The sequence below is a fragment of the Arthrobacter sp. TJ-254 genome (genome assembly GCF_058269175.1).
In genome coordinates this window covers 31757-55434 of record NZ_JBZCNF010000001.1, presented here as the reverse complement: position 1 = coordinate 55434, position 23678 = coordinate 31757, and the positions used below count along the sequence as shown (strand labels likewise).

Below are 23678 nucleotides of genomic sequence, written 5' to 3'. Positions count from 1 at the left end.
TACGGCGATAACTACCAATCCAAAGGGATTACTTGCTTGTGCCACACATTGTGGGCCTGTCATGGTGGACATGAGGGTGCGGCTACCGTACGTCTCCACACCCCCTTCTTCCGCACTAAACACCTCTGCTCGAGAGGCAGAATGGCGTCATCGTCGCCGGCATGCTTGCTCGACGCTGCCCCCGAAAGGCCGCTCCCGTGAACGCATCGAACTACCTCGCCCTTCTCGGCGTAGCCGTCATCCTCGCCATCACCCCAGGACCGGACACCCTGCTGACCCTGCAGCACGCCCTGCGTAGGCGGAGCGCTGGACTTTTTGCAGCCCTTGGTACCGCATCAGGAATCTTCGTGTGGGCAGCCCTGGTCGCTGCCGGTGTCGCAGCCTTCCTCCAGGACTCGCCCGTGACCTTCCACATCCTTCGCGTACTCGGAGGTGCCTACCTCTTCTACCTCGGCTACCGCGCCCTCACGGCGCACATCCGCACCCGGACCACAGCCACGACGCCGGCAACGGCAACGACAGGCATCGCTATCGGAGCGCAGGGACCACGCACCAATACCCTCATTGCGGAAGACCCCGCTGACACCCCTGCCGCTGACCTTCAGCCACGGGGCGCCATGCCGACCGGCTGGTCAGCCTTCAGTGCAGGAGTGTTGTGCTGCCTCACCAATCCAAAAACAGGGCTGTTCTTCCTCGCCCTCATACCGCAGTTCACACCCACCAGCGCGGGCCCCCTCTACGTTGTGGCAGTGATCGGCGGCACCGTAGCAGCAGTTATCGGCGGGTACCTCGTCATCGTCGCCCTAGGGGCACACACCGCCGGTACCTGGCTCAACCGCCCCACCGTCACCCAAGGGATCCAGCGCGTCTCCGGCCTGGTCTTCATCGCACTCGGGCTCATGACCACCATTCCCGTCCTTACCGCACTGCTTTAACCGACCATGATGTTCGCTTCAACCGACAACGATGTTCGCGCGGACGGCAGACACTCGCCCCAAGAGAGACCTCCCATGCTGTCCCTTGTGGCACGCTGACTGGCTTGGCCGATAACCGTCGATGTGCTGAGCACGGTCAACCCGCTGCGCGAGCAAGGCGTCGTGCGGTCTGTCTCGGACGAGATTGACCGGTGACGGCGACTGGTTTCAGCATGCCGACAGGCGCGGTATGGAGCCTGCACGCCTGCTGTGCAGTTTCTGGATGGAGCCTTTGAATGGTGTTGCGGTCAGGTCTCGCCCATTCCCCTGCTGGCCCGGACCTGCATACGGTCGAAGGACGTAAGCGGAACCGAAAGTCCTCGAGGAGCAGCCGTGCACCCCATCTCGAACCCACCTGACCGACCGCCCACTCGGCCCCGTCGACCCCGCGCCGCCGTGCTGGCAGGGGTCCTCGCCGGTGCAGCACTCGCACTCACTGCCTGTGCCACCGGGGGCGAGGACAACTGGAACTCGACGGCGGTGGGTGATGACAAGAGCGTGGGAGCGGTGGACCTGCGCAGCGTCCTTCTCGTCACCGCCGCAGAGGGTGGCCCCGCCCGGATCCTGGGCACCTTGGAGAACAACTCAGAGACGCCGGTTGAGGTCACCATCAGCGACGCAGACGAGCAAAGGATCGTCGTCGTGCCGGGGCAGGGCAGCCTTCCCTTGGATACGAACCCGACGCTGCTGCACAGCGCCGGGGACGCCCCGGGTGCACGGACGACGCTGACCGCCGAAACCAGTGAAGGTACGGTCGACCTCCTCGTGCCGGTGGTCGATGGCACCCTGGACCCGTATCGGCCCTATCTGCCGGAGTGAGGCCGCCGGCTCACCGGTGGACGCTGCTGGGTTCCGTACTGCCCATGAAGCACCCCTGCCGGAACCGTGAAAGCCCCGGTTGAGAAAGCGGCTTTCAAACGGAAAGCCGCACATGGGCGTAGCGCCGGGACAGGCTCCTTGGAGTGTGCGACAGTGATTCATGACTGCCCTTCTTCGCGCGTTGCCCGGCCTGATCGCCCTGGTGCTGTCGTTCCTCTGCGGATACCTCTGGACTCAGTTCGGACAGCTGAACCTGTTCACGGTCTCGCATATCGGTTCGGCCGTCGTATGCGTGAGCGTCCCGATCGCCTTCGTCTTGGCGGGCCGGAAAACAAGGTGCCGACCCACGCAGCTGAAACTCGGCGCCATCCTCCTTGGGATCGCCGGAGTGCCAATGCTCATAGCCAACGGAATCTACCTCTTCTCATTCCGCACTCCACAGGCAGCCGTTGCAGATATCGGCGGCTTCCTCCTCATGCTGCTGGGCTTGGCAGGTCTCCTCGCCACCTCACTGGCCTTCACCATCGCGCTGCCCCTCACACGTCCAATCAATGCGGTTCGGCCCGCGAACAAACAGGTGGCCTCCAGCCTGTGAACCCTGCGGCCCTGCGGGGCAGTGGGGCGTCCGCCACGTCGGCTGGCAACGCAACGTTACGGGAACGAATTCCAGCCGTAGGGGAACTTCGCGCAACCGGCACCCACAATGGGGTCATGAAGTTCCCTTCGAGGTATTCCGTCAGAACGGTCGAGGGGCGGTTCGTGGGTGCCTTCATGGTGGGGTCTGCGCTGTTCGCCGCCGCCAGTGGATGCTCCTCCGATTTGTTCGCTGAACCGCCATGCTTCCCGCCCGAGTACTCTGTCACTCCCACCACGGCCGGTCCGGGAGATCTGGTCACGGTCGAGGCGCCCGGGGCCGACTGCAACCCCCGCTACGGAGAGAACGCCCAGATCCAGGTGATCGTCACCGATGAGCAAGGTGCGGAGGTGATCAACACGACGGCGCCCATGACCGATGCCGGCGCATTCACCTACACCTTCCCTGTCCCGGCCCAGATGGCGGCTGGAGAAGCTGCCGTTACCGCGATGCCGCACGATGTTGACTGGTGCGACGACACCGGCAGGAACAACCGCGCACAAGGAACCGTGAAACTGGAACGGGCATCCTGCGCAGAGCCGGTCAAGCCGCTCACCATCACGCGCTAACCCGTCCAACTCTGCGCGTCAGGGCACCGTCCGTTCATACCGGCCGCTGGCTGGCCCGGGCCGGTCCTGCTGACGGCGGCGTTCCGAGCAATCAAGGCCCACCGGCGGTGGTCAGGCCACCATGCGCTGGGGACCTTCGCCCACATGAGTCGGTCCCGGCTGGGCTCCAGAAGCACCCGAGCGGAACGCCTTCACATGATGTATCTCACGGGATGACACGATCAGTAAAAGGTTCAACTATTTCGTTGTTAGGGTCATTAGTATGGTTTTCTCTCCCCTCCCCAAATCTTCAGCTGCCCTCGGGCAAATCATCCTCCGCGTCGTCCTTGGCCTTACCTTCGCTCTGCACGGCTGGCAGAAGGTCAATGAGTGGACCATCGCCGGCACCCAGGCGGCCTTCTCCGAGATGGGCATCCCGCTGGCCGTCATCGCCGCCCCTTTCGCCGCCGCCGTCGAACTCGTTGGCGGTATTCTGCTCATCGTCGGCCTGGGGACCCGCGTTGTCGCCGCCCTTCAGGTGCTCATTGCACTCGGCGCCCTCGTACTCGTTCACCTCTCTGCCGGCTTTTTCGTCGCCGAGGGCGGCATCGAACTCGTGCTGCTGCTTGGGGCGGCCGCTCTGTTCTTTGCCCTGGCCGGGGCCGGCCCTCTGTCGGCGGACCGCGCCATCGCCACGCGGAACACCCGCGTGAAGGTGTCCGCCTGAACCGTCCCTGAACCACATTGAAGGAGCCGGGAGATTTTTCCCGGCTCCTTCAATGTCCAGCCGCCTAAGGAGGCCGGCATGTCTCCGAAAACCCGGCTGTATGGAGCAGGAGTTGTCGAGCAGCCGCTTCGTGGTGCCGGCCGGGTTGTTGAGGAGGTCCGCCGCCAGTTACGACGGCGGAATAATGGCTTTGAAAGCCCCAGCGCCGGGAATCGGGAATGCCTTGCGGGCGGCCGCGAAGACCTCTCGAGACTCCTCTTAATCACCCGCATTCCCCAAGTCCGGCCGAGACGTCTAGTCGATGGTGGCGGAGTCGTCTTGGTTCTCATGCCTGTTGCTCTCGCCGCGGGACCGGGTGCGGTAGTCCCACACGATGACTGCCAGCAGCACGGCGTTGCTGGCCCAATTCATGGCCAGCGGCGTAAGGGCGTTCGAGGCGGCGAAGAGGCCGGCGAGCGCGAGGATTCCGGCGATATGGGATGCCAACCACGGCCTGCCGATGGCTCGTTTGAACAGGAGGTTGCCGAGCAGATAGACGGATGATGCCGTCCAAATCAGCAGGTTCGTCGGGATGTACTGGTCCTCAGTTCCTATGTTGTCGCCGGGATGAAGCAGGACGAGTTCATCTGCGACTGCAGTGAGGACTAGACCGAGCACGAGGACCACGGGGGCATAGGTGTAAGCCGATCGGGCGACCATGCCCGAGTTCCGGGACGCGTTGATGAAGCGCCGGCCCCGGCTCTCGTCGTGGGCGAAGTACAGCAGCCACATCAGGACAGTACTTGCGAAAGCCGAGAGGAAGGCGCTCACCTGCGTCGGATTGCCCTCGAGCTCGCCGAATGCAGTGCCCGTGACGATGATCGATTCCCCCAGGACCACAATGATGAAAAGTCCCGTGCGTTCGGCCATGTACTCCCCGGAGACGGTCCATGCGGACGGCGCTGTCGATCCCAGAACCGGCAGCCCGTAGCGGAGCAGGGGTGCCAGCAGGTCGATCGCGATTGCCGCGGCCCAGAAGTACAGGCGTTCCTCGGATGGAGCGAGGCCGCCGAGGATCCAGAACACGCCCGACATTGCGAACCAGATCGACGTTCGGATGTAGTTGAGGCTCACCACCGCATCATGATGACGTAATGCGGCAGCCACAAAGATTGCGCGGCCGAGTTGCAGGCATACGTAGCCCAGCGCGAAGATCAGCCCCTGACCTTCGTCGAATGCCTCCGGTATGGCGCTGGACATCAGCAGGACTATCAGCATCGCGGCGATGAGCACCACCCGGATCAGCGACCGCTCAGGACTCAACCAGTTCATCGACCAGGTCGTGTATACCCACACCCACCACATGGCCATCGTCAGCACGAGGGTCCGGGCGAATGTTCCGCCGTCTGGGTGGTCGATGAGCCCGTGGGCGATCTGTGTGATGGCGAAGACGAAGACGAGGTCGAAGAACAACTCGACAAATGACACCCGGTGCGACTCAGCGTTCGAGCGTGAACGCATGAGGGAGGGTCTGGGCGTGGAGGACGGCATTGGAGTCCTAGGTATGCGATGGTCGGACGGGCAGCATGCCATTCCACAGTAGGATCCGGCAGGCGAAGTGCAAAACCCTCGTGCCAATCAGCGAATGCCGCTACGCGACAACCATTCCCCGGGTTCACCACAGTCACAGATCGCAGGTGTCACCGGTCAGAGCAGTGCGTGGACAAAACCGCCGCGCGAACCATAGAAGAAGGAACGAGGCCGGTGGAACTCCTGTTACCGCTCAGCGTGCTGCTCGACCATAACGACGGCCTAACCGTTCAAGGGCGCAGGGCATCACTGTGACCCGCGTGCTGACGGAGCAGTTGAACACCATGACCAAAATCTCAGCTCAACCACCCGCGAGTCACGCGCCACATCAGGGGTTACGCAAGGAGCCACGGGGACGCTCTCACGGCAGTCCGAAGGACGATCCCCTTAGTGGACGATTCGAACTTTATGACGACGGGGTCTTGGTGGCGTTCGTGCCATACATGCAGCGCGGTTACGACATCGTCCTCTTGCCGAGCACCGTGCGGATTTGGTCCACGGAATTTTTAGCCGACGTCGAAGCGGTGACGGACAGGGCCCCTATGACCTCCCCTTGGTACACCATCTCGTCCGCTGCCGCCGCTGAGGTGCTCGATGTAGACCCGGCTTACGTCCTGCCCAGCGCAAAGGTCAGTGAGCGGATTGGCGAGCGACGGTAAAGGCTTCTCGCAACAGTCCGGATTCCTTGGAGTCGATCCGTACCGGACATCCCACCGCCGGAGCAGATCACCCCCTGGCCCGACAGCGAGCGCGTTCCCGTCCCCCGAAACCTCGAGGACGTCATCGCCTGGTCCCGGCCGCTGGAATGAAGGGCCGAAGTCCTGGCCGGGGTCTGCCCCGAACTGCGAACTGCGGCGTCAAAGACGCGCCGCTTCACACCATGCAATTGTTGACAATAAGATAATCGGGCCCGCACCATGGGACACATGACTTCCCTTAGCCCACTTCTGAAGCAAGCGACCCCACTGGTGGTTGATCACGCCCTCGGCAGCTGGCTACACGCTACTGATGGAAAGTCGTATCTTGATTTCACGACCGGCATCGGTGTGACGAGCACGGGTCATTGCCATCCGCGGGTAGTGGAGGCTGCCCGCGATCAGGTCGGGAAGATCATCCACGCGCAGTACACCACGGTGATGCACAAGCCTTTGCTGGCGCTGACCGAGAAGCTTGGTGAGGTACTGCCCGAAGACATGGATTCGTTGTTCTACGCCAATTCCGGATCAGAGGCGGTTGAGGCTGCGATGCGTTTGGCCAGGATGGCCACGGGTCGGCCAAACATTGTAGTGTTCCAGGGCGGTTTCCATGGTCGGACGGTTGCGGCGGCGTCGCTGACCACTGCCGGAACGAAGTTCTCCGCAGGGTTCTCCCCGCTGATGTCGGGGGTGCACATGTCAGTCTTCCCGTATGCCTACCGGTACGGCTGGGATGAGGGGGCAGCAGTGGAATTCGCCTTGAAGGAACTGGACTACCTGCTCCAGACCCGCACCGCGCCCGACGATACTGCAGCATTCCTGATCGAACCGGCCCTCGGTGAGGGTGGGTACCTGCCCACCCCGGCAGCTTTCCAGGAGGGACTGCGCGAACGGGCCGACCGGCACGGCATCCAGCTGATCTTCGATGAAGTCCAGACAGGCGTGGGCCGCATGGGCAAGTTCTGGGGACACCAGTACTCCACCGCCACCCCGGACATCCTGATCACCGCCAAGGGTATCGCCTCCGGTTTTCCGATTTCCGCAATCGCCGCCTCCTCCGAACTGATGTCCAAGGGCTGGCCCGGGTCCCAGGGCGGAACCTACGGCGGGAATGCGGTCGCTGCCGCCGCTGGCGTCGCCACCCTCGACGTCATCCGTGACGAAGGGTTGGTGGAGAACTCACGGATCCGCGGCGAGCAGCTCCAGGCCGGACTCAAAGAAACTCAAGCCCGCTTCCCCGTCATTGGCGACGTCCGCGGCAAGGGCCTGATGCAAGGCATTGAATTCACCACCGAAGACGGCCGCCCCGACGCCGCCACCGCAGCAGCAGTCCAACAGGCCACCACGAACCACGGCCTGCTCACCCTCACGTGCGGCCCCGCAGGCAACGTCGTCCGTCTCATCCCCGCCCTTATCGTCACCGCCGAAGAAATCTCCACCGGCCTCAAACGCTTCGAAGACGCCATCGCCACCGTCACGGCGGCCGTTTCCGCGAAATATTGAGTTCACCATGACGGATGCTGTTCGCTCCCCTGCAGGCCCAGCAACGGGCACCCGCCGAACAGGCGCACCGGATGCCGGTCCCCTTCCAAACAAGAAAAGGATCACCCATGAGCATTCAGCCAGCCTCCTCCCGAACTTCGCAAGAGGCGCTCAAAGCCGTCGCAAACGTCAGCAAGAACCTCTACATTGACGGAGAGTGGACCGAAGCATCTTCCGGTGCCCGGTTCGATGTCATTAATCCTGCCACCGAGGAAGTCATTGCCAGCGTGGCTGACGGGGGCCCCGAAGACGCACGCCGTGCGATCGAAACCGCCGGCCGGGTCCAGAAACAGTGGGCTAAAACCCCTCCCCGGGAGCGCAGCGAAATCCTGCGTCGCGCCTTCGACCTGATCATGGCCCGCCAAGACGAACTGGCTTTGATTATGACAACGGAGATGGGCAAGCCCTTTGCCGAGTCCAAAGGCGAGGTGGCGTACGCCGCCGAGTTCTTCCGCTGGTTTTCAGAGGAAGCCGTCCGCATCGACGGAGACCTGACCACCACCGGCGACGGCAAGAACCGCATCCTCGTCTCGAAGGAACCCGTTGGGCCCTGCGTCTTGGTGACGCCGTGGAACTTTCCGCTGGCAATGGGCACCCGGAAAATCGGCCCTGCCATAGCGGCCGGCTGCACCATGGTCTTCAAGCCTGCCAACCTCACTCCACTGTCTTCGCTGGCACTGGCGGACGTCCTGGCAGAGGCTGGCCTGCCGAAGGGTGTTCTGAACGTGATCACGACCTCCAAAGCCTCCGACGTGGTTACCCCATGGATGGAAAGCGGCATTGCCCGAAAGGTTAGCTTCACCGGGTCTACCGGCGTCGGCATCCGCTTATTGGAACAGGCTGCCAAAAACGTCATGCGTTCTTCAATGGAATTGGGCGGGAACGCTCCTCTGATTGTTTTTGAGGACGCGGACTTGGACCGCGCCGTTGAGGGCGCCTTCGCTGCGAAGATGCGGAACATGGGTGAAGCCTGCACGGCCGCCAACCGAATTTTCGTCCAACGCTCCGTGGCCGCTGACTTCTCCGTCCGTCTCGCACAGCGACTGAGCGCCCTGAAGGTCGGTGACGGCGCAGTGAGCGGCACGGATGTCGGCCCCCTCGTGGAGGAAAAGGCGCTTAACAAGGTCCAGGAGCTCGTAGATGACGCCGTCTCCAAGGGCGCCAATGTGGTTTGCGGCGGCTCCCGCCCGGAGGGCAGCGGCTACTTCTACTCCCCAACAGTGCTTTCCGAGGTCAGCCCCGACGCCGCGCTGATGAGCGAAGAAATCTTCGGTCCGGTGGCGCCCGTCATCCCCTTCGACACCGAAGAGGAGGTGGTGCGGCTGGCGAACGATACCCCTTGGGGCCTTGCCAGCTATGTGTTCACCCAGGACCTGGACCGTGCCTTCCGCGTCGGCGAGGATCTGGAGTCGGGCATGGTTGGCCTTAACACAGGCATCGTTTCCAACCCAGCGGCGCCGTTCGGTGGCATCAAGGCCTCCGGACTGGGCCGCGAAGGCGGACGCGTGGGCTTGGATGAATTCTTGGAGATCAAGTACATGGCCATCCCGCGGGTCTAGGGATTGAGCCTTCCCCTACCTTCCGTTATTTTCCGCGCACCAACCTACTCTCACCACGCCACTCCAGCTAATGGCTTCCTCACTTTCCCGCAGGATATCTGGAAAGTGAGGGAGCGCTGGCGTAAACGTGAGGAAGACTCACACTCCCACGCCGGTTCGACGCCGGGTGGAACTACCTTCTGCTCCAGCGTGCATCTCCTCCGGCGGGCAGGTTTTTGTGCCTCAAAGACGACACGGCTCGAGGCTTGGCGGCCCTCGCAGGAATCGTCAGGAAGCCCAGGGAAACTAAGGAATCAGCCGCATCAGTGCGTCTTCCATGTGCTCGGCCATAAGCTTCTCGGCGAGGTCTGAATCTCTCTTGGAGATGGCTTCAGCGATGCCTTTATGCTCGGCGATGCGCTTGTCAGCCGTAGCGTACGTACTTTTGAGGGCGTTGAGGCACATCCGCGTCTCCGTCAGGAGAGTGTCGTGCATCTTCTTCAGCCGCGGGCTGCCGGCGAGCTCAACCAAGAGGGCATGGAAGCTCATGTCCGCTTCGGTCATAGCTTCGCCGTTGGGGCTTTCCGCCGCATCCTCCATGGCATGCACGGCTTTCATTAGCTGGGCCGCGTTGCCCTCCGGGTTTGTGCTGGCCACACGGCGGATGGCGGCTGCTTCGACCGCGGTTCGGGCCAAGTACACATCCCGGAAGTCGTCCTCGTCCATGCTGACGACAAAGAGACCCCTGTTCCGGTAACTGATGAGGAGCCCTTCCTGGGTGAGCCGCTGCATGGCCTCCCGCAGGGGCCCCCGGCTGACTCCCAGTTCTTTAGCAAGCTCGGCTTCGCCGAGTTGGATGCCCGGAGCGAAATCACCTCGGGCAATTGCATCACGGATCCGACGGGCGATAATGGCCGGCGTAGACTCCTGCACAATCGGGTCCAGCACTCCCCTTTTCATCCTGTTTCCACCCTTGCTGCAATGAGCTTCACCAACAATTGCTGGTTGAGCTGAGTAACCTGCGCTGTCCATGTCATATGTCTTAAGTCGACAATTTCACAGTTTACTCCGTGGCTGGTAGCCCAAAACTGGCGTGGGACGGGGCGCCAAGGGAGCCGGTTCCTGGTGCGGTGCGCAAGGGGCTTCCCACTCGCACAGCAGTCGGTGGCCATCTTCCCGACGGCACACCCGTAGGAATATCGCGCGGGAACACCATCCCCAGTATGGGATCCTAGGAGATGATTCGTTTCCCCGTTCGTGTCGACGTTCCCGCATGGGATAAAAATCGCGGCCTGGCGCGCCTTCCGGGGACACCGCCCCGTGACCAGGATGTGACGTTGGCAGGCCCTGCAGAACCGGTCATACCCATCACCGACTCACCGTCAACAGCGAACTCATCCGCATACTTGCTACAGCAGCTACATGGTCACCCCGACCCGGGCCGCTTCTCGGTGCACCTGACCCCGATCCGGCTAGGCGACACGCTCTGATGGGCACCGCACTGCTGTACCTACTGAGGCCAAAAAGAGACGCGCAAGCAGCATAGAAAAATGTTGATGTGACCCAACTCACGGGCTATGCTGACAGCACCGCTGCAGATTGTGTACAAAAGGCAATCGACCGGATGGCATCTGCGGCGCGGCCTTCGGCTAACTGGGAGAGACACATGAAGCTGAATAGGAAAGCCAATACCATTGGAGCGCTTGCGCTGGCGGCGACCTTAGCGGCAACCGGATGCGGGGCAATGGGAGGCTCCGAGAACGGCCAGACTAGCGAGACCACTGACGCCGGGTCGGCACAGGATTGGACCGCGCCGGCCATCCACACTGCCGCGGACGGCCAGACTACCGAATCGGAATACACTCCCATTGCACGAGACAAGGTTTCCGAGCAATGGAAGCTCTGCGTGCTGTTCCCGCATATGAAGGACTCATACTGGGCCGCAACGAACTACGGAACGCTGATCGAAGCGCAGAGGGATAACCTCGAATACAGCATGTTTGAAGCCGGAGGTTACACCAACCTCGACAGGCAGTTAAGCCAGATGCAGGACTGTATTAACGGTGGTTATGACGCCATTATTCTAGGCGCCATCAACGCTACGGGTGTTTGCCCTCAAGTTGCCGCCGCCCTAGAGAAGAAGATTCCCGTCGTGGATTTCATCAATGGAACCGATTGCCCGGAGTCCGAGGAAAACCCGCTCTTTTCCCACGCACTGGTGAGCTTCCATGATCTTGCGGTGACGACGGCCGAGTACATCATCGAGGACACTGCGGGGTCGCCCGCAAGCGTAGGCTTCTTCCCTGGACCCGAGGGCGCCGGATGGTCGGACGCCGCGGTTAAGGGTTTCGAGGACACGATCGAAGGAACCAAAGTGGAGATCGCGGAGATGCGCCGCGCTGATCCCGGCTTGGAAATCCAGCAGAACTTGATCGAGGACACCCTCAAAATTCACCCGGATATCACCCACATCGTGGGAGTGGACATTGCGGCCGAAGCGGGCGTGAATGCCGTCCGCAACGCCAACAAGACGGGAGAAATCGATGTCTACGCCTTCGATATCATCCCGCCTGTTTACGACGCTGTTGTGGCTGGCGACGCCGTAGGGTCCCCGACGGATTACACAACAATTCAGGGGCGTATGGCGGTCGATCAAGCAGTCCGCATGCTTGAAGGTGAGGAGCTGCAGGCGCCCACCTCCGGACCGGTGCCCATGATGATCACCCAGGAGAATGCCGCCGACGTGCCGTACACCGAGATGTTTGCGCCCCGGGACTTTAAGACGGTGACGAGCTGGACACCCGAGAGCTGATGCGGCGGCGAAGCTAAGCTGCAGTGCCCTCGGTGGACCGCCGGCATGGGAAGAAAGTGAGGCAGGTTTGGAACAGGAACCGGTCGTTTCCCTCAAGGACATCGTCAAGACGTTCGGAGCCGTAAAGGCGCTTACCGGCATGTCCCTCGACCTCTACCCCGGCGAAGTCCACATCCTGCTGGGCGAAAATGGCGCGGGGAAATCGACTCTCGTCAACATTCTCCTTGGCAACTACCAACCCGACAGTGGGACGATCACGGTTCGGGGTACCGAAGTTGTCCACCATTCGCCGGCCCGTGCCCGGAAACTCGGCATCAACGTCGTCCTGCAGGATTTCAGCTTAGCTCCAACGCTGTCGGTGACCGAGAATCTGTTCCTTGGCCGCGAGCTGAAAAAGCTCGGTCTCGTCGACAACGCAAAAATGAGGGCCATCGCCCGGGAAAAAATCGGACAGCTCGGGGGCACGATAGATCCGGAGGTGGAGTGTGGTTCGCTGCCCAGGGCCGAGCAGCAGCTTGTTGAGATCACGAAAGGACTCCTGGGAACTCCCGGCATCCTCCTTCTCGATGAGCCCACTGCTGCGATTAGTGAGCGGGAAGCCGACAGGCTGTTCAAGATCATTGACCGGCTCCGGGACGAGGGGTGGGCGCTTCTCTATATCACCCACCGGATGGAGGAAGTCCGGCGCCTGGGTGACCGGGTGACGGTAATGCGGGACGGCCGGTTCATCTCGACCAATACTCTCGACGAGTTTTCCGAGGAGAGGCTGATAAATGACATGGTCGGCCGTGAACTGGCAGCTGTTTACCCGGATAAGGCGGAAACGAACGGCCCACCGCTGCTGGAGGTCGAAGATCTGTCGACAGCCGACGGCAAGGTCGCTCACGCATCCCTGCGGGTCTGCCAGGGCGAAATTGTCGCTGTGGCCGGCCTCGTGGGCTCGGGGAAAAGCGAACTCGCCAAGGCCATCCTCGGCCTACTGCCCCTTTCAAGCGGGCACGTATTGGTTGGAGGCAAAAAATATACCCGACCGAATCCTCGAGACATGATTCAGTCGGGTATCGGTTTCATGCCGGAGGACCGCAGGCGGGAAGCTCTCGCGCTCGATCTCAGCGTCCAGGAAAACATTGCGCTTGAAGTCAACCGAGCGAAGAAGTACAGCACTCTTGGGTTGATTTACGGATCAAGAATCCGGGTCCTGGCCCAGGCTTTGGCCAAGCGGCTGGACATCCGGCCGCGGTCCGTCACAGCAGAGGTCCGGGCTCTGTCGGGCGGCAATCAACAAAAGGTCGTTCTGGCCCGTGCCCTGACCCGAGAGCGCAAGGTTTTCGTAGTAGCCGAACCTACATCCGGGGTGGATGTGGGGGCCCGCCAGGAGATTTACGCCAACCTGCGCCAACTGTGCCGCGATGGCGCCGGCGTCCTGATGATCTCTTCTGATCTCGAGGAGGTCGTAGGACTCGCCGACCGGGTCTATGTGATGAACGGAGGGCGGGTGCAGATCGAGCTCGTTGGGAACCAGATCACGAACGAAGCCGTAGTTGCTGGTGCCTTCGGGCATGCAGCAGGCGCGGCAGCATAGGACTGTCATGTCAACAACCGAAGTCAAAAGCTCTGCGGCCGCCGCAGGCGCGGGGCAGAAGGAGAACCGCCAGTACTGGCTCAGGTTCTTCAGCAACGTCGGCCCGTTGCCGCCGTTGCTACTCGTAATGGTGGTCGTCTTTGCCCTGGCAAATGACCGTTTTCTGCAGCCCGATAATCTACTCTCCGTATCCCAGCAATCCGTGGCCCTGCTGCTGATCTCTCTAGGACAGATGTTGGTACTCGTCACCGGTGGGTTTGATTTGTCAGTGGGAGCAACCGTTGCCCTGTCGTCAGTCGTTTCCGCCACAATGATGAAACTGGTTTACGGCGGCGTACCTGAATTTGCGGGTCAGTCCATGGTCATGGGATTTGTCGTATGCCTCGCCGTCGGCGTCGTAGTGGGGCTGGCAAACGGGCTCGGAGTGGCTTTCCTCAAGGTCAATCCGTTCATTGTCACACTTGCCACTGCCACGATCGTTGCGGGCGTCACCATGGTCTTCAGCGGGGGAGCAACGGTTTCCGGTCTACCGCGAGAGTACATTGTCGGCCTCGGGGCCGGGTTCACCTTAGGCATTCCAAACCTGGTACTCCTTGCTCTTCCGGTCCTGATCCTTGTCTTCGTCGTATTGAAATGGACAACTTTCGGCCGTCACCTGTACGCGATTGGCGGCAACGCCCTGGCGGCCAAGACCGCGGGGATCCAGGTGCGGCGGAACTTGATCACCACGTACGTGATCTGCGCGGTTCTGGCCTCCCTAGCCGCTTTCCTCCTGACCGCCCGCAGCGGTTCGGGACAACCGACTTTCGGCGGTGCTTTTGCGCTTCAATCCATAACGGCGGCCGTCATTGGAGGAGCGTCCCTGCAGGGCGGCAGAGGCGGCGTTGGCGGTACGGTCCTGGGGGTCATTTTCATCATGTTGCTCGGTAACGGTATGAACTTCATGCGGCTCGATACCAACATGCAAAGCATCGCCCTGGGTTTGGCTCTCATTCTCGCGGTCGTGGCAGACCGTTTCCGGGCTTCAGCCAAGGCCCGCCTCATTGCTAGAGGTGTCACGTCATGACGGAGCCGGTCTTCGAATCGCTGATGGTCGCCAACCGGGGCGAGATTGCCCGGCGGATCATCCGGACGGCGAACGCCCTCGGCATCAGGACAATAGCGGTCTGCTCGGACGTCGACGTGGAGCTTCCCTTTGTGAAGGAAGCCTCCGAATTTGTCCCCCTGGGTGCGGCCAATCCTGCCGAATCCTACCTGAATGTCGACAAACTGATAGACGCAGCCCGGGCTGTCCGGGCTTCGGCCATCCATCCGGGCTACGGTTTCCTCGCCGAAAATCCCGGCTTCGCACGGCGGGTTATCGAAAGCGGCATCGCGTGGGTCGGGCCTTCGCCGGAATCGATGGAAATGGTGGCGGACAAGATCAACGCCCGAAACCTGATGCAGGCCGCCGGCGTGCCGGTGGCGACAGGATCCGCCGAAGCGGTAAGCGACCCCGCAGAGGCAGTCGTGATCGCCAACTCTGTCGGCTATCCGGTCATCGTCAAACCATCCGGAGGCGGAGGCGGCATCGGAATGATAGTTGCCGACAATGACGAAAACCTGCGGGCAGCTTTCGATACTGCACGGTCGCGTGCAGAGCGCTTCTTCGGTGACTCGCGGATCCTCATTGAACAGTTCATTCAGCAAGCCCGCCACGTGGAGGTCCAGATCCTCGGGCTCCCCGACGGCAGGGTCATAGCGCTCGGGGAGCGAGACTGCTCGGTCCAGCGCCGCCACCAGAAGGTCGCCGAGGAGTCTCCGTCTCCCGGAATCACACCCGAACTCAGATCCCGGATGCTGGATGCTGCGGTAAGAGCGGGGACTGCTGTCGGCTACCGCAATGCCGGTACCGTCGAATGCCTGGTCGATCCCGTGCGGCAGACCTTCGTTTTCCTGGAAATGAACACCCGACTGCAAGTGGAGCACCCTGTCACCGAAGCCGTGTTTTCCATTGACCTTGTCGAGGAACAACTCCGCGTCGCCGCCGGCCGGGACGTTGGGTTCGACACCGACAACCTCCAACCATCAGGCCATGCCATAGAGATGCGCATCTATGCCGAAGACCCTAAACGCTTCCTGCCATCGCCCGGGCACATCAGTGAGTGGACGGAACCAACAGGAGAAGGTGTCCGCGTCGACAGCGGCTATGCAGCCGGCAATACCGTGACCACCGCCTACGATCCGCTCTTGGCAAAACTCATCGTCCGGGGGCAGGACCGGGAAGAAGCACTCGCACGTGCCGGGTCCGCCGTCGCAGCCTTCCAAGTATCGGGGCTAAAAACCAATCTCCCCTTCTTTCGGATGCTTTTGAACGATCCGGCATTCAAGTCAGGCCGCTACAGCACCGGCATCGTGGCCGACGTGCAGAAGCGGGCTGCGGAGTCGATAGCAAAAGGCGAGACCGATCAGGAGGAGTACGCACGATGAAGCCCCACGAGGTTTCCAACCAGTACATCTCTGAACAGTGGGCAGGGGTGCCATCCGCACTTTACGAGCAACATGCGGCCACTGACGGCAAACCTGCTGTCACGTACCGGATCGCCGGCGACAGTTATCTCCTCGTTGAATTCGGTGGCATGCATTTTGACCTGAACCTCAACTTCTTTGTCCACAACATCAACACCGAGGTCAACCAGTCTCGCCCTCCGGGACTGGTCGAAACATCCCCCGGTTTCCGTTCCATACTGCTCTCGTATGACCCGGCGGAAACAAACGTCGCGAACCTGGTTCTGGCACTGGATGAGGCCTATGACAATGCAGCCGGTACGGAAAATCTGGTCCTCCCCAGCCGAAGAGTGAATCTTCCCGCTGCGTTTCACGATTCGACGTCCAAGGCAGCTGTTGCCCGTTATGTTCGCAGCATCCGTTCTGATGCCCCCAACTGCGTGAATGACAACAACGTCGATTACACGATCGCCTACAACGGGCTTCGGGACGTTGACGAGCTGATTGAAGTCATAACAGGGACGGACCTCTGGGTTGGATTCATCGGGTTCTTCCCCGGACTACCCTTCACTTTCCCGTTGGATCCGAGGAAGGTCCTCTTCGCTCCCAAATACAACCCCACACGTACCTGGACAGCGGAAGGAGCCATCGGTCTGGGCGGACCGTGCTACTCGATCTACCCCGTGGAATCGCCGGGCGGTTACCAACTGCTCGGCAGAACGCTGCCCGTGTACGACATCCAACAGCGCAATCCTGCTTTTGCCCAGTCGCCTTTGCTGCTGCGCCCATGTGACCGCATTAGATTCCATGCCGTCTCCGAGCAGGAACTAGCGGATTACTTCGAAACCGTCCACCGGGGCGAATACGTCTATGACATACAGGACGAGGACTTTGACGTCGGCACCTATAACGCTTGGTGCGCCTCGCTCGTGGCCGAAGCCGCAGACTTCACCGCCAAGCGGGACACCGCTGCCGCGGCAACCGCCGTCCCGTGAGGAGTCACACATGTCCATTGAAGTTCTTCAATCCGGCATCCAGACAACCGTCCAAGACTGGCCTGGACGAATCGGAATGCTGTCACGCGGGTATTTTCCCGCGGGTCCGATGGATGATTTCGCCTTCCGGCTCGGCAATGTCGCCGTCGGCAACAGCCCTGACGCTGCCGGTCTGGAAATCACACTAGGCAAGACCAAATTCCGGTTCCGGTCCCCCGCCACCGTGGCAGTAACCGGCGCCGCCGGCGAAGTGACAGTCGATGGTAGCCCGGTGCCACAGTGGGCCGCTGTCAACGTTTCCGCAGGTGCCGAATTGAAAATCGGCCTGGCGGTATCCGGGTTCAGGTTTTATCTGGCGGTCAGAGGAGGAATCGATGTCCCCCAAGTCCTCGGTTCCCGGTCCACCTACACCATGGGTTCGCTTGGAGGCGTTGAAGGGCGCGCGCTCGTCAAGGGAGATGTCCTGGAGATCGGAAGTTCGGATACCTCACCAATAGCGGAACTGCCGCAGGAAAGGATCCCCGAGTACCGGCACGACTGGGAACTGGAAGTCGTGCCAGGGCCATTTGCTACGCCTGAATTCGTCACGGAAGCGGACGTCGAGAACTTCTTTTCACGCTCATGGACCGTTGACCAAAATTCAAACCGTACCGGTATCAGGCTGGACCCGGCGAGGCTGCAGTGGGCCCGGTCCGACGGCGGTATTGCCGGCGGGCACCCATCCAACATCCTCGACACCGGCTACCCTCTCGGCGGGATCAACCTCAATGGCGACACTCCCGTGATCCTCGGACCTGACGGGCCAACTTCTGGCGGCTTTGTCGTATTCGGAGTCGTACCCAAGGCGAGCCTATGGAAGACCGGCCAGATGCGGCCGGGGACAGATACGATCCGGTTCAAGCCAATTTCCATCGACGACGCCTACGCATTGGACGAGGAACGATCCATGCTCATGTCTGCAGCAGGAGGGACCGAATAATGGACACAGCCATCGAAATCAACTGCGACATGGGAGAAGGCTACGGCCGCTGGCGCTTCGCGCCGGACGAAGAATTCATGCCCTATATCAGCGCCGCTAACATCGCCTGCGGCTTCCACGCCGGGGATCCGAGAATCATGCGCCACACGGTCCGTGCGGCAGTCGGCCAGGGCCTGCAGATCGGAGCGCACGTCTCGCTGCCGGACCTTCTGGGCTTCGGACGACGACGAATAGCGGTCTCAGCGGAAGAGCTCCGAGACTACACGCTGTATCAAATAGGCGCCCTAAAGGGTTTCGTTGAGGCCGAAGGGTCGAGACTTTCCCACGTGAAACCGCATGGGGTCATGTACCTGATGTCGCTGGAGGACGAAGAGTTGGCCGAAGCTGTCATCGCTGCGGTAGCCGAAATTGACAGCTCGCTCCCTCTCTACTGTTTCGACAAGCGCCACTCGGAGCTCGCCGCCCGTTACGGCGTCCGGCTAGTCCAGGAAGGATTTGTCGACCTCGGCTATGACGACGCCGGCAACCTGATGATCGAGCGGGAGAAGCAGGCTTGGGACCCTGCACTCGTTTCCTCACGTGCGATCAGGCTCGTGAGGGAAGGGAAAGTAGCCACAGTGTCGGGGCGGGATCTCGACATCTCCCCGGAAAGCATCTGTCTGCACGGGGACGCACCGAACTCGGTGGAGGTTATCCGCACGGTCTGGCAGTTCCTGCGGGATGCGGGCATATCAGTGCGTCCGTTGACCGAAGCCGAAAACGTGGCGACGGAACCGGGTTGATCCGGGTGCGCATCTACCTGACCCCCGCAAGGATAGGAGCGACCAGGTGAGTGAACCGGTACTGGAGCCGATCCTCATCGACGGAACAGTGGACACCATTGTTAACCGGCTGCGGGGCGCTATCGAAAAGGGCGCCTACTCGCCCGGACAACAGCTTCGGGAAACCAGTCTTGCCCGGCAGCTGAACGTCAGCCGCTCGCCGGTGCGCGAAGCAATGCAGCGGCTCATCCAGGAAGGTCTCCTGCACCGGGTACGCAACCGTGGGGTTTTTGTCTTGGAATTATCCGAGGCGGATATGGATGACATATCTGTCGCACGTCAGTCTGTTGAAAAGACAGCAGCGGAGGAGCTTGCAAAAAATCCAAGAAAACAAATCTTCGATGAGCTTCACCGCATCATTGTCGACATGACGACAGCCTCGGAAAGCGGACGCCCCTGGTCTGACTTGGTCGACTTGGACCTGGCATTCCACACGGTCTTGGTCGGGAGCCTCGGCAACAAACGTCTGACGGTCTTCTACCAAACCCTCCTCACCGAAACGCGCCTGTCGCTAATGATGCTGGAGAAGTCGTATCCCGATCCAAAAGAGATAGCGGCCGAACACCAGGAGCTCCTGGCAAACATGAAAGGAGGAAACATCGCGGACCTAGACGAGCAAATCAAACAACACATGGACCACACGGGCCAGCGCCGCAGGTCCATGACGAACACAGCATCTTATTGTCCCGGTTTTTCGAGGAGAGGAACGCAAATTGAGTGAAGTGCGGTCGGACCTGGCAGCGAATGTCTGGAAAATTCTCGTGACGCCGGGAGCGTCGGTGGAGGAAGACGAAACGATAATGATCCTTGAGTCCATGAAGATGGAGATTCCGGTTGAAGCGCCCGAATCCGGCGTCGTCACGGACATATCCGTGTCCGAAGGGGATGCAGTCGCGGAAGGACAACTACTCGCCGTTCTCGACTAACCGTTGCGGGCACACCCCAACCCCGGAATGCCCACGTCCAACTTCGCCCGTATAAATGCCGAATCCGCTCATCACGCCCGCAGCGGCGCGCAAATGGGGACCAGCCCAGGAGGCATAGGGCAGTCTGGCGGCGGCTGCACATGGAACTGCTCTATTGGCCTGCCTAGGAGAACAAACAATGGCTACCGAAGCAACCGTTTTCAACCCGGCAAACCGTCCCAAGCACGTGGGCGAGTCGCTATGGAGCGCCCAGGCGCACATGCCCTCGGTCCTGCAACGCCGCGTCGTCATTACCGAAGGGCGCGGCCCGTACCTCACGACCTCGGACGGACGCCGCCTGCTCGACGCCACCGCCGGACTGTGGCATGCAAACATCGGGCATGGCAGGGAATCAGTGGCGAAAGCGGCTTATGACCAGATGTGCAAACTGGAGACTTACCACGTTTTCGGCCGGTTCTCGAACGACGTGGCTCTCTCCCTCGCGGACCGGCTCGTGGCCATGGGTCCGATCCCGGACGCCAAAATAATCTTCAACAGTGGCGGGTCGGACTCCGTCGACCTGGCCTGCAAGATTGCACGACGCCACTGGCAGCTTGAAGGCATGCCAGACAAAAAAACCGTCCTCAGTCGTACGTACTCTTACCACGGGCTCCATGCCTTTGGTACCAGTGTCGCCGGGCTTGACTTCAATCGGGACGGCTACGGCTCCGATTCCCTCGTTCCCGAGACCGCTTTGGTTCCCACAAACGATATTGAAGGCGTCCGGGCGGTCGTAGACGAAATCGGCCCCGAGAATATTGCCGCCATCATGACCGAACCAATCATAGGCACCGGGGGGGTGATTCCGCCTGCCACCGGATATCTTGAAGGTTTGCAGGAAATCGCCCGGAAAAATGACATTCTTCTGATCGTTGACGAGGTCATCACCGGATTCGGCCGGACAGGCTTCATGTTCGCCTCCCAACGGTTCCATCTCGAGCCCGACATGATTCTGTTAGCCAAAGGAATAACATCCGGCTACGCCCCGCTGGGCGGCGTCCTCGTCTCCGACCGGATCTGGGGACGGTTCTATCGAGGACACGACGCCCCCGTCCTGAGACACGGCATGACGTACTCGGGTCATGCCACAGCTTGCGCCGTTGCACACGCGAACCTCGACATCCTCGAGAACGAACGACTCGTTCTACGGGCCCTGGAACTTGAATCCGTCCTCGATAAGGCCCTGGCCCCTCTTGCCTCCCATCCTCTCGTGCAGGAAATCCGCAGCGGCGTCGGGTTTCTCGCCGGCGTCCAGCTCGCACCCGAGGCAGACGCCGAGGCCGTGGCCAACTCATGCATTGACGACGGCGTCGTCGTACGGCCCCTGCGCGGCAACACCCTCCAGATCAGCCCCCCGTTCGTAGTGGGAGACGAGGACGTTGACCTGATCGCAAAGACTATCTCGCGGGTCCTCGACCGGGCAGATCCTCTACGCGGGCAGTAGTACTCCCCCACCGGCATCATGAAAGCACGCAGGAACATGAATTCCCTGGAAACCACCTCCCCTGCGGAAAGAATACTCACATCGCCGTTGCCTCCGATCCGGACTTCGCGATGCTAGTCCCGGTGCCCGACGAGTCTCGCTCGAGTCCTTGCTCTTGCGGCAGTCACCCGGTCGAGCGTCTACCGACACTAATTCCGGACGGGCACGGTTTCCCGACTGTCCACCAGGGCCGCGGTATAGGTGATGGTAGCGCGGACGCCCTGACCTACGGAGACCTGCACGTGGTTGTCGCCGCAGTCGTTGACGTTATGATTCAGCAACTTGCCGACGACGCCGACGGTCTCGCCGCCGCTGTCGAGGAGTTGAATCTTGTCCCATCGGCTCAAGGGGTAGCGATTTGCCAGCAGCTGATCGAGATAACGTAAAACGTCAGCGAGAAGGTGCAATCAAGATCACCTCGGCCAATGGATGCCAGCCGCTCACGCTGAGTCCTGATGGACCTACCCGACAGAGACCACACCCGAGAACAAGACACCGGACCAAAATTTCAACTACACGTTGAATCTGAACTCCACCAACACGTTTCGCAGCTAAGTAATCCCTGACCAAGGTCAAGGGCCAACTACGAGCTGATGGGGCCTGCCCGGTTCCTGCCTTCCGGTTCCCGTTAGCCGCCGGTCTCCGGACGGGCGGGTCGAGCCAGCCCCCTAATTAGCAGTTGGACCAGCCGCTCGGCGTCGTACCGCGGATCCTTGACGTCGCCCGCGCACAGATTTCCGACTCCGCGCATGAGCTCATAAGCGCCTATGTCCGGGTCGATATCTCCTGCTGCCACAGCGGCTTGGAGCAGATGTGCGCACACCGGCACCAGCCGATCAACGAAGTACGTGTGCAGGGCGCCAAAGCCATCCCTGTCGTTTTGCAGTGCAGCGGCGAGGCCGTGCTTGGTGACCAGGAATTCGACGAATAGATCAATCCACTGGCCCAGAGCGGAATGTGGCGACTCCGCGTGGGCCAGTAGGACCGGACCGGCCTCGGCGCAGGCCTCAACCTGGTGCCGGTACACGGCGATGATGAGGTCGGCCCGGGTCGGGAAGTGACGATAGATCGTGCCGACCCCCACTCCGGCCTGGGCTGCAATCTCCCGTACCGGTGCGTCCACGCCGGAGGCGACAAAGACAGCGGCGGCAGCGGCAAGGAGCACCTGTTCATTGCGCCGGGAGTCCGCGCGCTTCCGCTGCGCCCCTTGCCCTGCTTGCCCGGCATCCAGACTCATATCCCTGATCCTCTTTCACCCTTATTGCTAAGTGGAACAGCGTTCCGTATAGTCAAACGGAGCGGCGTTCCTCTTGCAAAGTATGTCAGACCCGTTGCTCTGTAACCCACCAACCCAAACTGGGGCGCGACCGTCGCGGCGCTTGACGAAGACCCCACTCCGCCCGGCCGGGTCGTCTGCAAATAACCCCCATACCCCGATGCACCCGCACTCTGAACGGAAAAGGACATCCTCATGCAGTACAACACCCTCGGCCGCACCGGCCTGCAGGTCAGCTCGCTCGCACTGGGCGCCATGAACTTCGGGAAGATCGGCCGGACAACACAGGACGAATCAACCGCTCTGGTGGACACCGCCCTCGAGGCCGGCATCAGCCTGATCGACACCGCTGACGTGTACAGCGGCGGCCAGTCCGAGGAGATGGTTGGCAAGGCAGTCGCCGGCCGCCGCGACGACGTCGTCCTCGCCACCAAAGCGGGCCTTCCCATGGATAACGGGCGCAACCACCAGGGCAGCTCCCGGCGCTGGCTGATGACCCAGTTGGAGGCGAGCCTGCGCCGGCTCAACGTCGAGCACATCGACCTCTACCAGATCCACCGCTGGGACCCCAGGACCAGCGACGAAGAAACCCTCTCCGCCCTGACCGATCTGCAGCGCGCCGGCAAGATCCGCCACTTCGGCTCCTCAACTTTCCCGGCGTACCGCATCGTCCAGGCCCAGTGGGCCGCCAGCTCCCACCGCCTGAGCCGTTACGTCACGGAGCAGCCCAGCTACTCGATCCTGCAGCGCGGCATCGAGACCCAGGTACTCCCCGCCACCCAGGAATACGGCATGGGTGTCCTGGCGTGGAGCCCCCTCGCCTCGGGATGGCTCTCAGGGGCCATCCGCGAGGGCCAGGAGATAAGCACGAACCGCTCGGGCTTCATGCAGCACAGATTCGACGTCTCCATCCCCGTCAACCGGGCAAAGCTTGACGCCGTTGAACAGCTGGCCAAGGTGGCCGACGGCGCAGGCCTCACCATGATTCAGCTCGCGCTCGGCTTCGTCACAGCGCATCCCGCAATCACCAGCGCACTGATCGGACCGCGCACCATCGATCACCTGCACTCCCAGATCGCCGCCGCCGACACTGTCCTGTCCTCGGACATCCTTGACGCGATCGATGCCATCGTGCCACCCGGCACCGACCTTGCACCACAGGAGAAGAACGACGCCCCGCCGGCCCTGCTCGACCCTTCCCAGCGCCGGCGCGGCTGACACCACTTCTCCGA

22 protein-coding genes are annotated in these 23678 nt (G+C 61.4%); 18 read left to right on the top strand and 4 right to left on the bottom strand.

The features are described 5' to 3' along the window. The first annotated feature begins 197 nt into the window (after positions 1-197). The 5 genes from AC4D14_RS00290 (at position 198) to AC4D14_RS00270 (ending at position 3702) form a co-directional block, all read left to right on the top strand. Positions 198-935 (top strand): LysE family translocator, encoded by a 738-nt coding sequence (locus AC4D14_RS00290; protein WP_490899573.1) that lies wholly within the window; start codon positions 198-200, stop codon positions 933-935. A 372-nt stretch (positions 936-1307) separates the two neighbouring features. Next, positions 1308-1793 (top strand): hypothetical protein, encoded by a 486-nt coding sequence (locus AC4D14_RS00285; RefSeq protein WP_490899572.1) that lies wholly within the window; start codon positions 1308-1310, stop codon positions 1791-1793. 160 nt (positions 1794-1953) lie between these two features. Then, a complete protein-coding gene (locus tag AC4D14_RS00280; protein WP_490899571.1) occupies positions 1954-2388 on the top strand; it encodes a hypothetical protein in 435 nt (144 codons plus the stop codon). A gap of 116 nt (positions 2389-2504) precedes the next feature. Then, a complete protein-coding gene (locus AC4D14_RS00275; protein ID WP_490899570.1) occupies positions 2505-2996 on the top strand; it encodes a hypothetical protein in 492 nt (163 codons plus the stop codon). A 262-nt stretch (positions 2997-3258) separates the two neighbouring features. Then, complete coding sequence (locus AC4D14_RS00270) at positions 3259-3702, top strand: DoxX family protein (RefSeq protein WP_490899569.1); 444 nt, start codon at positions 3259-3261, stop codon at positions 3700-3702. A 294-nt stretch (positions 3703-3996) separates the two neighbouring features. Here the strand turns inward: AC4D14_RS00270 and AC4D14_RS00265 are convergent, their stop codons facing one another. Beyond that, positions 3997-5202, bottom strand: coding sequence for a low temperature requirement protein A (locus AC4D14_RS00265; RefSeq protein WP_490899568.1), 1206 nt, complete (start codon positions 5200-5202; stop codon positions 3997-3999). Between the two features lie 995 nt (positions 5203-6197). On the opposite strand from AC4D14_RS00265, the gene AC4D14_RS00260 reads away from it, so the two are divergent. Beyond that, the gene (locus AC4D14_RS00260; RefSeq protein WP_490899567.1) at positions 6198-7469 is read left to right on the top strand and encodes an aspartate aminotransferase family protein; all 1272 of its coding nucleotides are present in this window, start codon (positions 6198-6200) and stop codon (positions 7467-7469) included. A 107-nt stretch (positions 7470-7576) separates the two neighbouring features. Continuing rightward, positions 7577-9067, top strand: a complete 1491-nt coding sequence (locus AC4D14_RS00255; RefSeq protein WP_490899566.1) for an NAD-dependent succinate-semialdehyde dehydrogenase — start codon at positions 7577-7579, stop codon at positions 9065-9067. Positions 9068-9352: 285 nt separating this feature from the next. Here the strand turns inward: AC4D14_RS00255 and AC4D14_RS00250 are convergent, their stop codons facing one another. Beyond that, entirely contained in the window at positions 9353-10006 is a 654-nt protein-coding gene (locus AC4D14_RS00250; RefSeq protein WP_490900458.1) for a GntR family transcriptional regulator, read from the bottom strand. Between the two features lie 598 nt (positions 10007-10604). On the opposite strand from AC4D14_RS00250, the gene torT reads away from it, so the two are divergent. The 10 genes from torT (at position 10605) to AC4D14_RS00200 (ending at position 21131) form a co-directional block, all read left to right on the top strand. Then, the gene (gene torT, locus AC4D14_RS00245) at positions 10605-11858 is read left to right on the top strand and encodes a TMAO reductase system periplasmic protein TorT (RefSeq protein ID WP_490899565.1); all 1254 of its coding nucleotides are present in this window, start codon (positions 10605-10607) and stop codon (positions 11856-11858) included. A 67-nt stretch (positions 11859-11925) separates the two neighbouring features. Further along, positions 11926-13440: a sugar ABC transporter ATP-binding protein gene (locus tag AC4D14_RS00240; RefSeq protein ID WP_490899564.1), complete on the top strand. Its 1515-nt coding sequence runs from the start codon at positions 11926-11928 to the stop codon at positions 13438-13440. A gap of 7 nt (positions 13441-13447) precedes the next feature. Next, positions 13448-14506, top strand: coding sequence for an ABC transporter permease (locus tag AC4D14_RS00235; RefSeq protein ID WP_490899563.1), 1059 nt, complete (start codon positions 13448-13450; stop codon positions 14504-14506). Then, on the top strand, positions 14503-15909 hold the full coding sequence (locus AC4D14_RS00230) for an acetyl-CoA carboxylase biotin carboxylase subunit (protein ID WP_490899562.1): 1407 nt from the start codon (positions 14503-14505) through the stop codon (positions 15907-15909). Before AC4D14_RS00235 ends, AC4D14_RS00230 begins: the two co-directional genes overlap by 4 nt. Then, positions 15906-16922 carry a carboxyltransferase domain-containing protein gene (locus tag AC4D14_RS00225; protein ID WP_490899561.1) on the top strand — a complete coding sequence of 339 codons (1017 nt, stop codon included), beginning with the start codon at positions 15906-15908 and terminating at the stop codon, positions 16920-16922. Before AC4D14_RS00230 ends, AC4D14_RS00225 begins: the two co-directional genes overlap by 4 nt. A gap of 10 nt (positions 16923-16932) precedes the next feature. Next, positions 16933-17901 carry a 5-oxoprolinase/urea amidolyase family protein gene (locus AC4D14_RS00220; protein ID WP_490899560.1) on the top strand — a complete coding sequence of 323 codons (969 nt, stop codon included), beginning with the start codon at positions 16933-16935 and terminating at the stop codon, positions 17899-17901. After that, positions 17901-18683 (top strand): LamB/YcsF family protein, encoded by a 783-nt coding sequence (locus AC4D14_RS00215; RefSeq protein ID WP_490899559.1) that lies wholly within the window; start codon positions 17901-17903, stop codon positions 18681-18683. Before AC4D14_RS00220 ends, AC4D14_RS00215 begins: the two co-directional genes overlap by 1 nt. Before the next feature lie 46 nt (positions 18684-18729). Further along, entirely contained in the window at positions 18730-19443 is a 714-nt protein-coding gene (locus AC4D14_RS00210; RefSeq protein ID WP_490899558.1) for a GntR family transcriptional regulator, read from the top strand. 1 nt (position 19444) lies between these two features. Beyond that, positions 19445-19648, top strand: a complete 204-nt coding sequence (locus AC4D14_RS00205) for a biotin/lipoyl-binding carrier protein (RefSeq protein ID WP_490900457.1) — start codon at positions 19445-19447, stop codon at positions 19646-19648. Positions 19649-19826: 178 nt separating this feature from the next. After that, the gene (locus AC4D14_RS00200) at positions 19827-21131 is read left to right on the top strand and encodes an aminotransferase family protein (protein ID WP_490899557.1); all 1305 of its coding nucleotides are present in this window, start codon (positions 19827-19829) and stop codon (positions 21129-21131) included. 188 nt (positions 21132-21319) lie between these two features. On the opposite strand, the gene AC4D14_RS00195 is transcribed toward AC4D14_RS00200, so the two are convergent. Further along, positions 21320-21577, bottom strand: coding sequence for a hypothetical protein (locus AC4D14_RS00195; protein WP_490899556.1), 258 nt, complete (start codon positions 21575-21577; stop codon positions 21320-21322). 221 nt (positions 21578-21798) lie between these two features. After that, positions 21799-22407, bottom strand: a complete 609-nt coding sequence (locus AC4D14_RS00190) for a TetR/AcrR family transcriptional regulator (protein WP_490899555.1) — start codon at positions 22405-22407, stop codon at positions 21799-21801. Between the two features lie 234 nt (positions 22408-22641). Here AC4D14_RS00190 and AC4D14_RS00185 point away from each other — a divergent pair, with 234 nt between their 5' ends. Next, positions 22642-23664 (top strand): aldo/keto reductase, encoded by a 1023-nt coding sequence (locus tag AC4D14_RS00185; protein ID WP_490899554.1) that lies wholly within the window; start codon positions 22642-22644, stop codon positions 23662-23664. Positions 23665-23678 lie beyond the last annotated feature (14 nt).

Bases quoted from the DNA above. Each gene is read 5' to 3' on its own strand.
- AC4D14_RS00280 (WP_490899571.1), top strand. From the start codon at position 1,954: ATGACTGCCCTTCTTCGCGCGTTGCCCGGCCTGATCGCCCTGGTGCTG.
- AC4D14_RS00275 (WP_490899570.1), top strand. From the start codon at position 2,505: ATGAAGTTCCCTTCGAGGTATTCCGTCAGAACGGTCGAGGGGCGGTTC.
- AC4D14_RS00270 (WP_490899569.1), top strand. From the start codon at position 3,259: ATGGTTTTCTCTCCCCTCCCCAAATCTTCAGCTGCCCTCGGGCAAATC.
- AC4D14_RS00265 (WP_490899568.1), bottom strand. From the start codon at position 5,202: ATGCGTTCACGCTCGAACGCTGAGTCGCACCGGGTGTCATTTGTCGAG.
- AC4D14_RS00260 (WP_490899567.1), top strand. From the start codon at position 6,198: ATGACTTCCCTTAGCCCACTTCTGAAGCAAGCGACCCCACTGGTGGTT.
- AC4D14_RS00255 (WP_490899566.1), top strand. From the start codon at position 7,577: ATGAGCATTCAGCCAGCCTCCTCCCGAACTTCGCAAGAGGCGCTCAAA.
- AC4D14_RS00250 (WP_490900458.1), bottom strand. From the start codon at position 10,006: ATGAAAAGGGGAGTGCTGGACCCGATTGTGCAGGAGTCTACGCCGGCC.
- AC4D14_RS00235 (WP_490899563.1), top strand. From the start codon at position 13,448: ATGTCAACAACCGAAGTCAAAAGCTCTGCGGCCGCCGCAGGCGCGGGG.
- AC4D14_RS00230 (WP_490899562.1), top strand. From the start codon at position 14,503: ATGACGGAGCCGGTCTTCGAATCGCTGATGGTCGCCAACCGGGGCGAG.
- AC4D14_RS00225 (WP_490899561.1), top strand. From the start codon at position 15,906: ATGAAGCCCCACGAGGTTTCCAACCAGTACATCTCTGAACAGTGGGCA.
- AC4D14_RS00220 (WP_490899560.1), top strand. From the start codon at position 16,933: ATGTCCATTGAAGTTCTTCAATCCGGCATCCAGACAACCGTCCAAGAC.
- AC4D14_RS00215 (WP_490899559.1), top strand. From the start codon at position 17,901: ATGGACACAGCCATCGAAATCAACTGCGACATGGGAGAAGGCTACGGC.
- AC4D14_RS00200 (WP_490899557.1), top strand. From the start codon at position 19,827: ATGGCTACCGAAGCAACCGTTTTCAACCCGGCAAACCGTCCCAAGCAC.
- AC4D14_RS00190 (WP_490899555.1), bottom strand. From the start codon at position 22,407: ATGAGTCTGGATGCCGGGCAAGCAGGGCAAGGGGCGCAGCGGAAGCGC.
- AC4D14_RS00185 (WP_490899554.1), top strand. From the start codon at position 22,642: ATGCAGTACAACACCCTCGGCCGCACCGGCCTGCAGGTCAGCTCGCTC.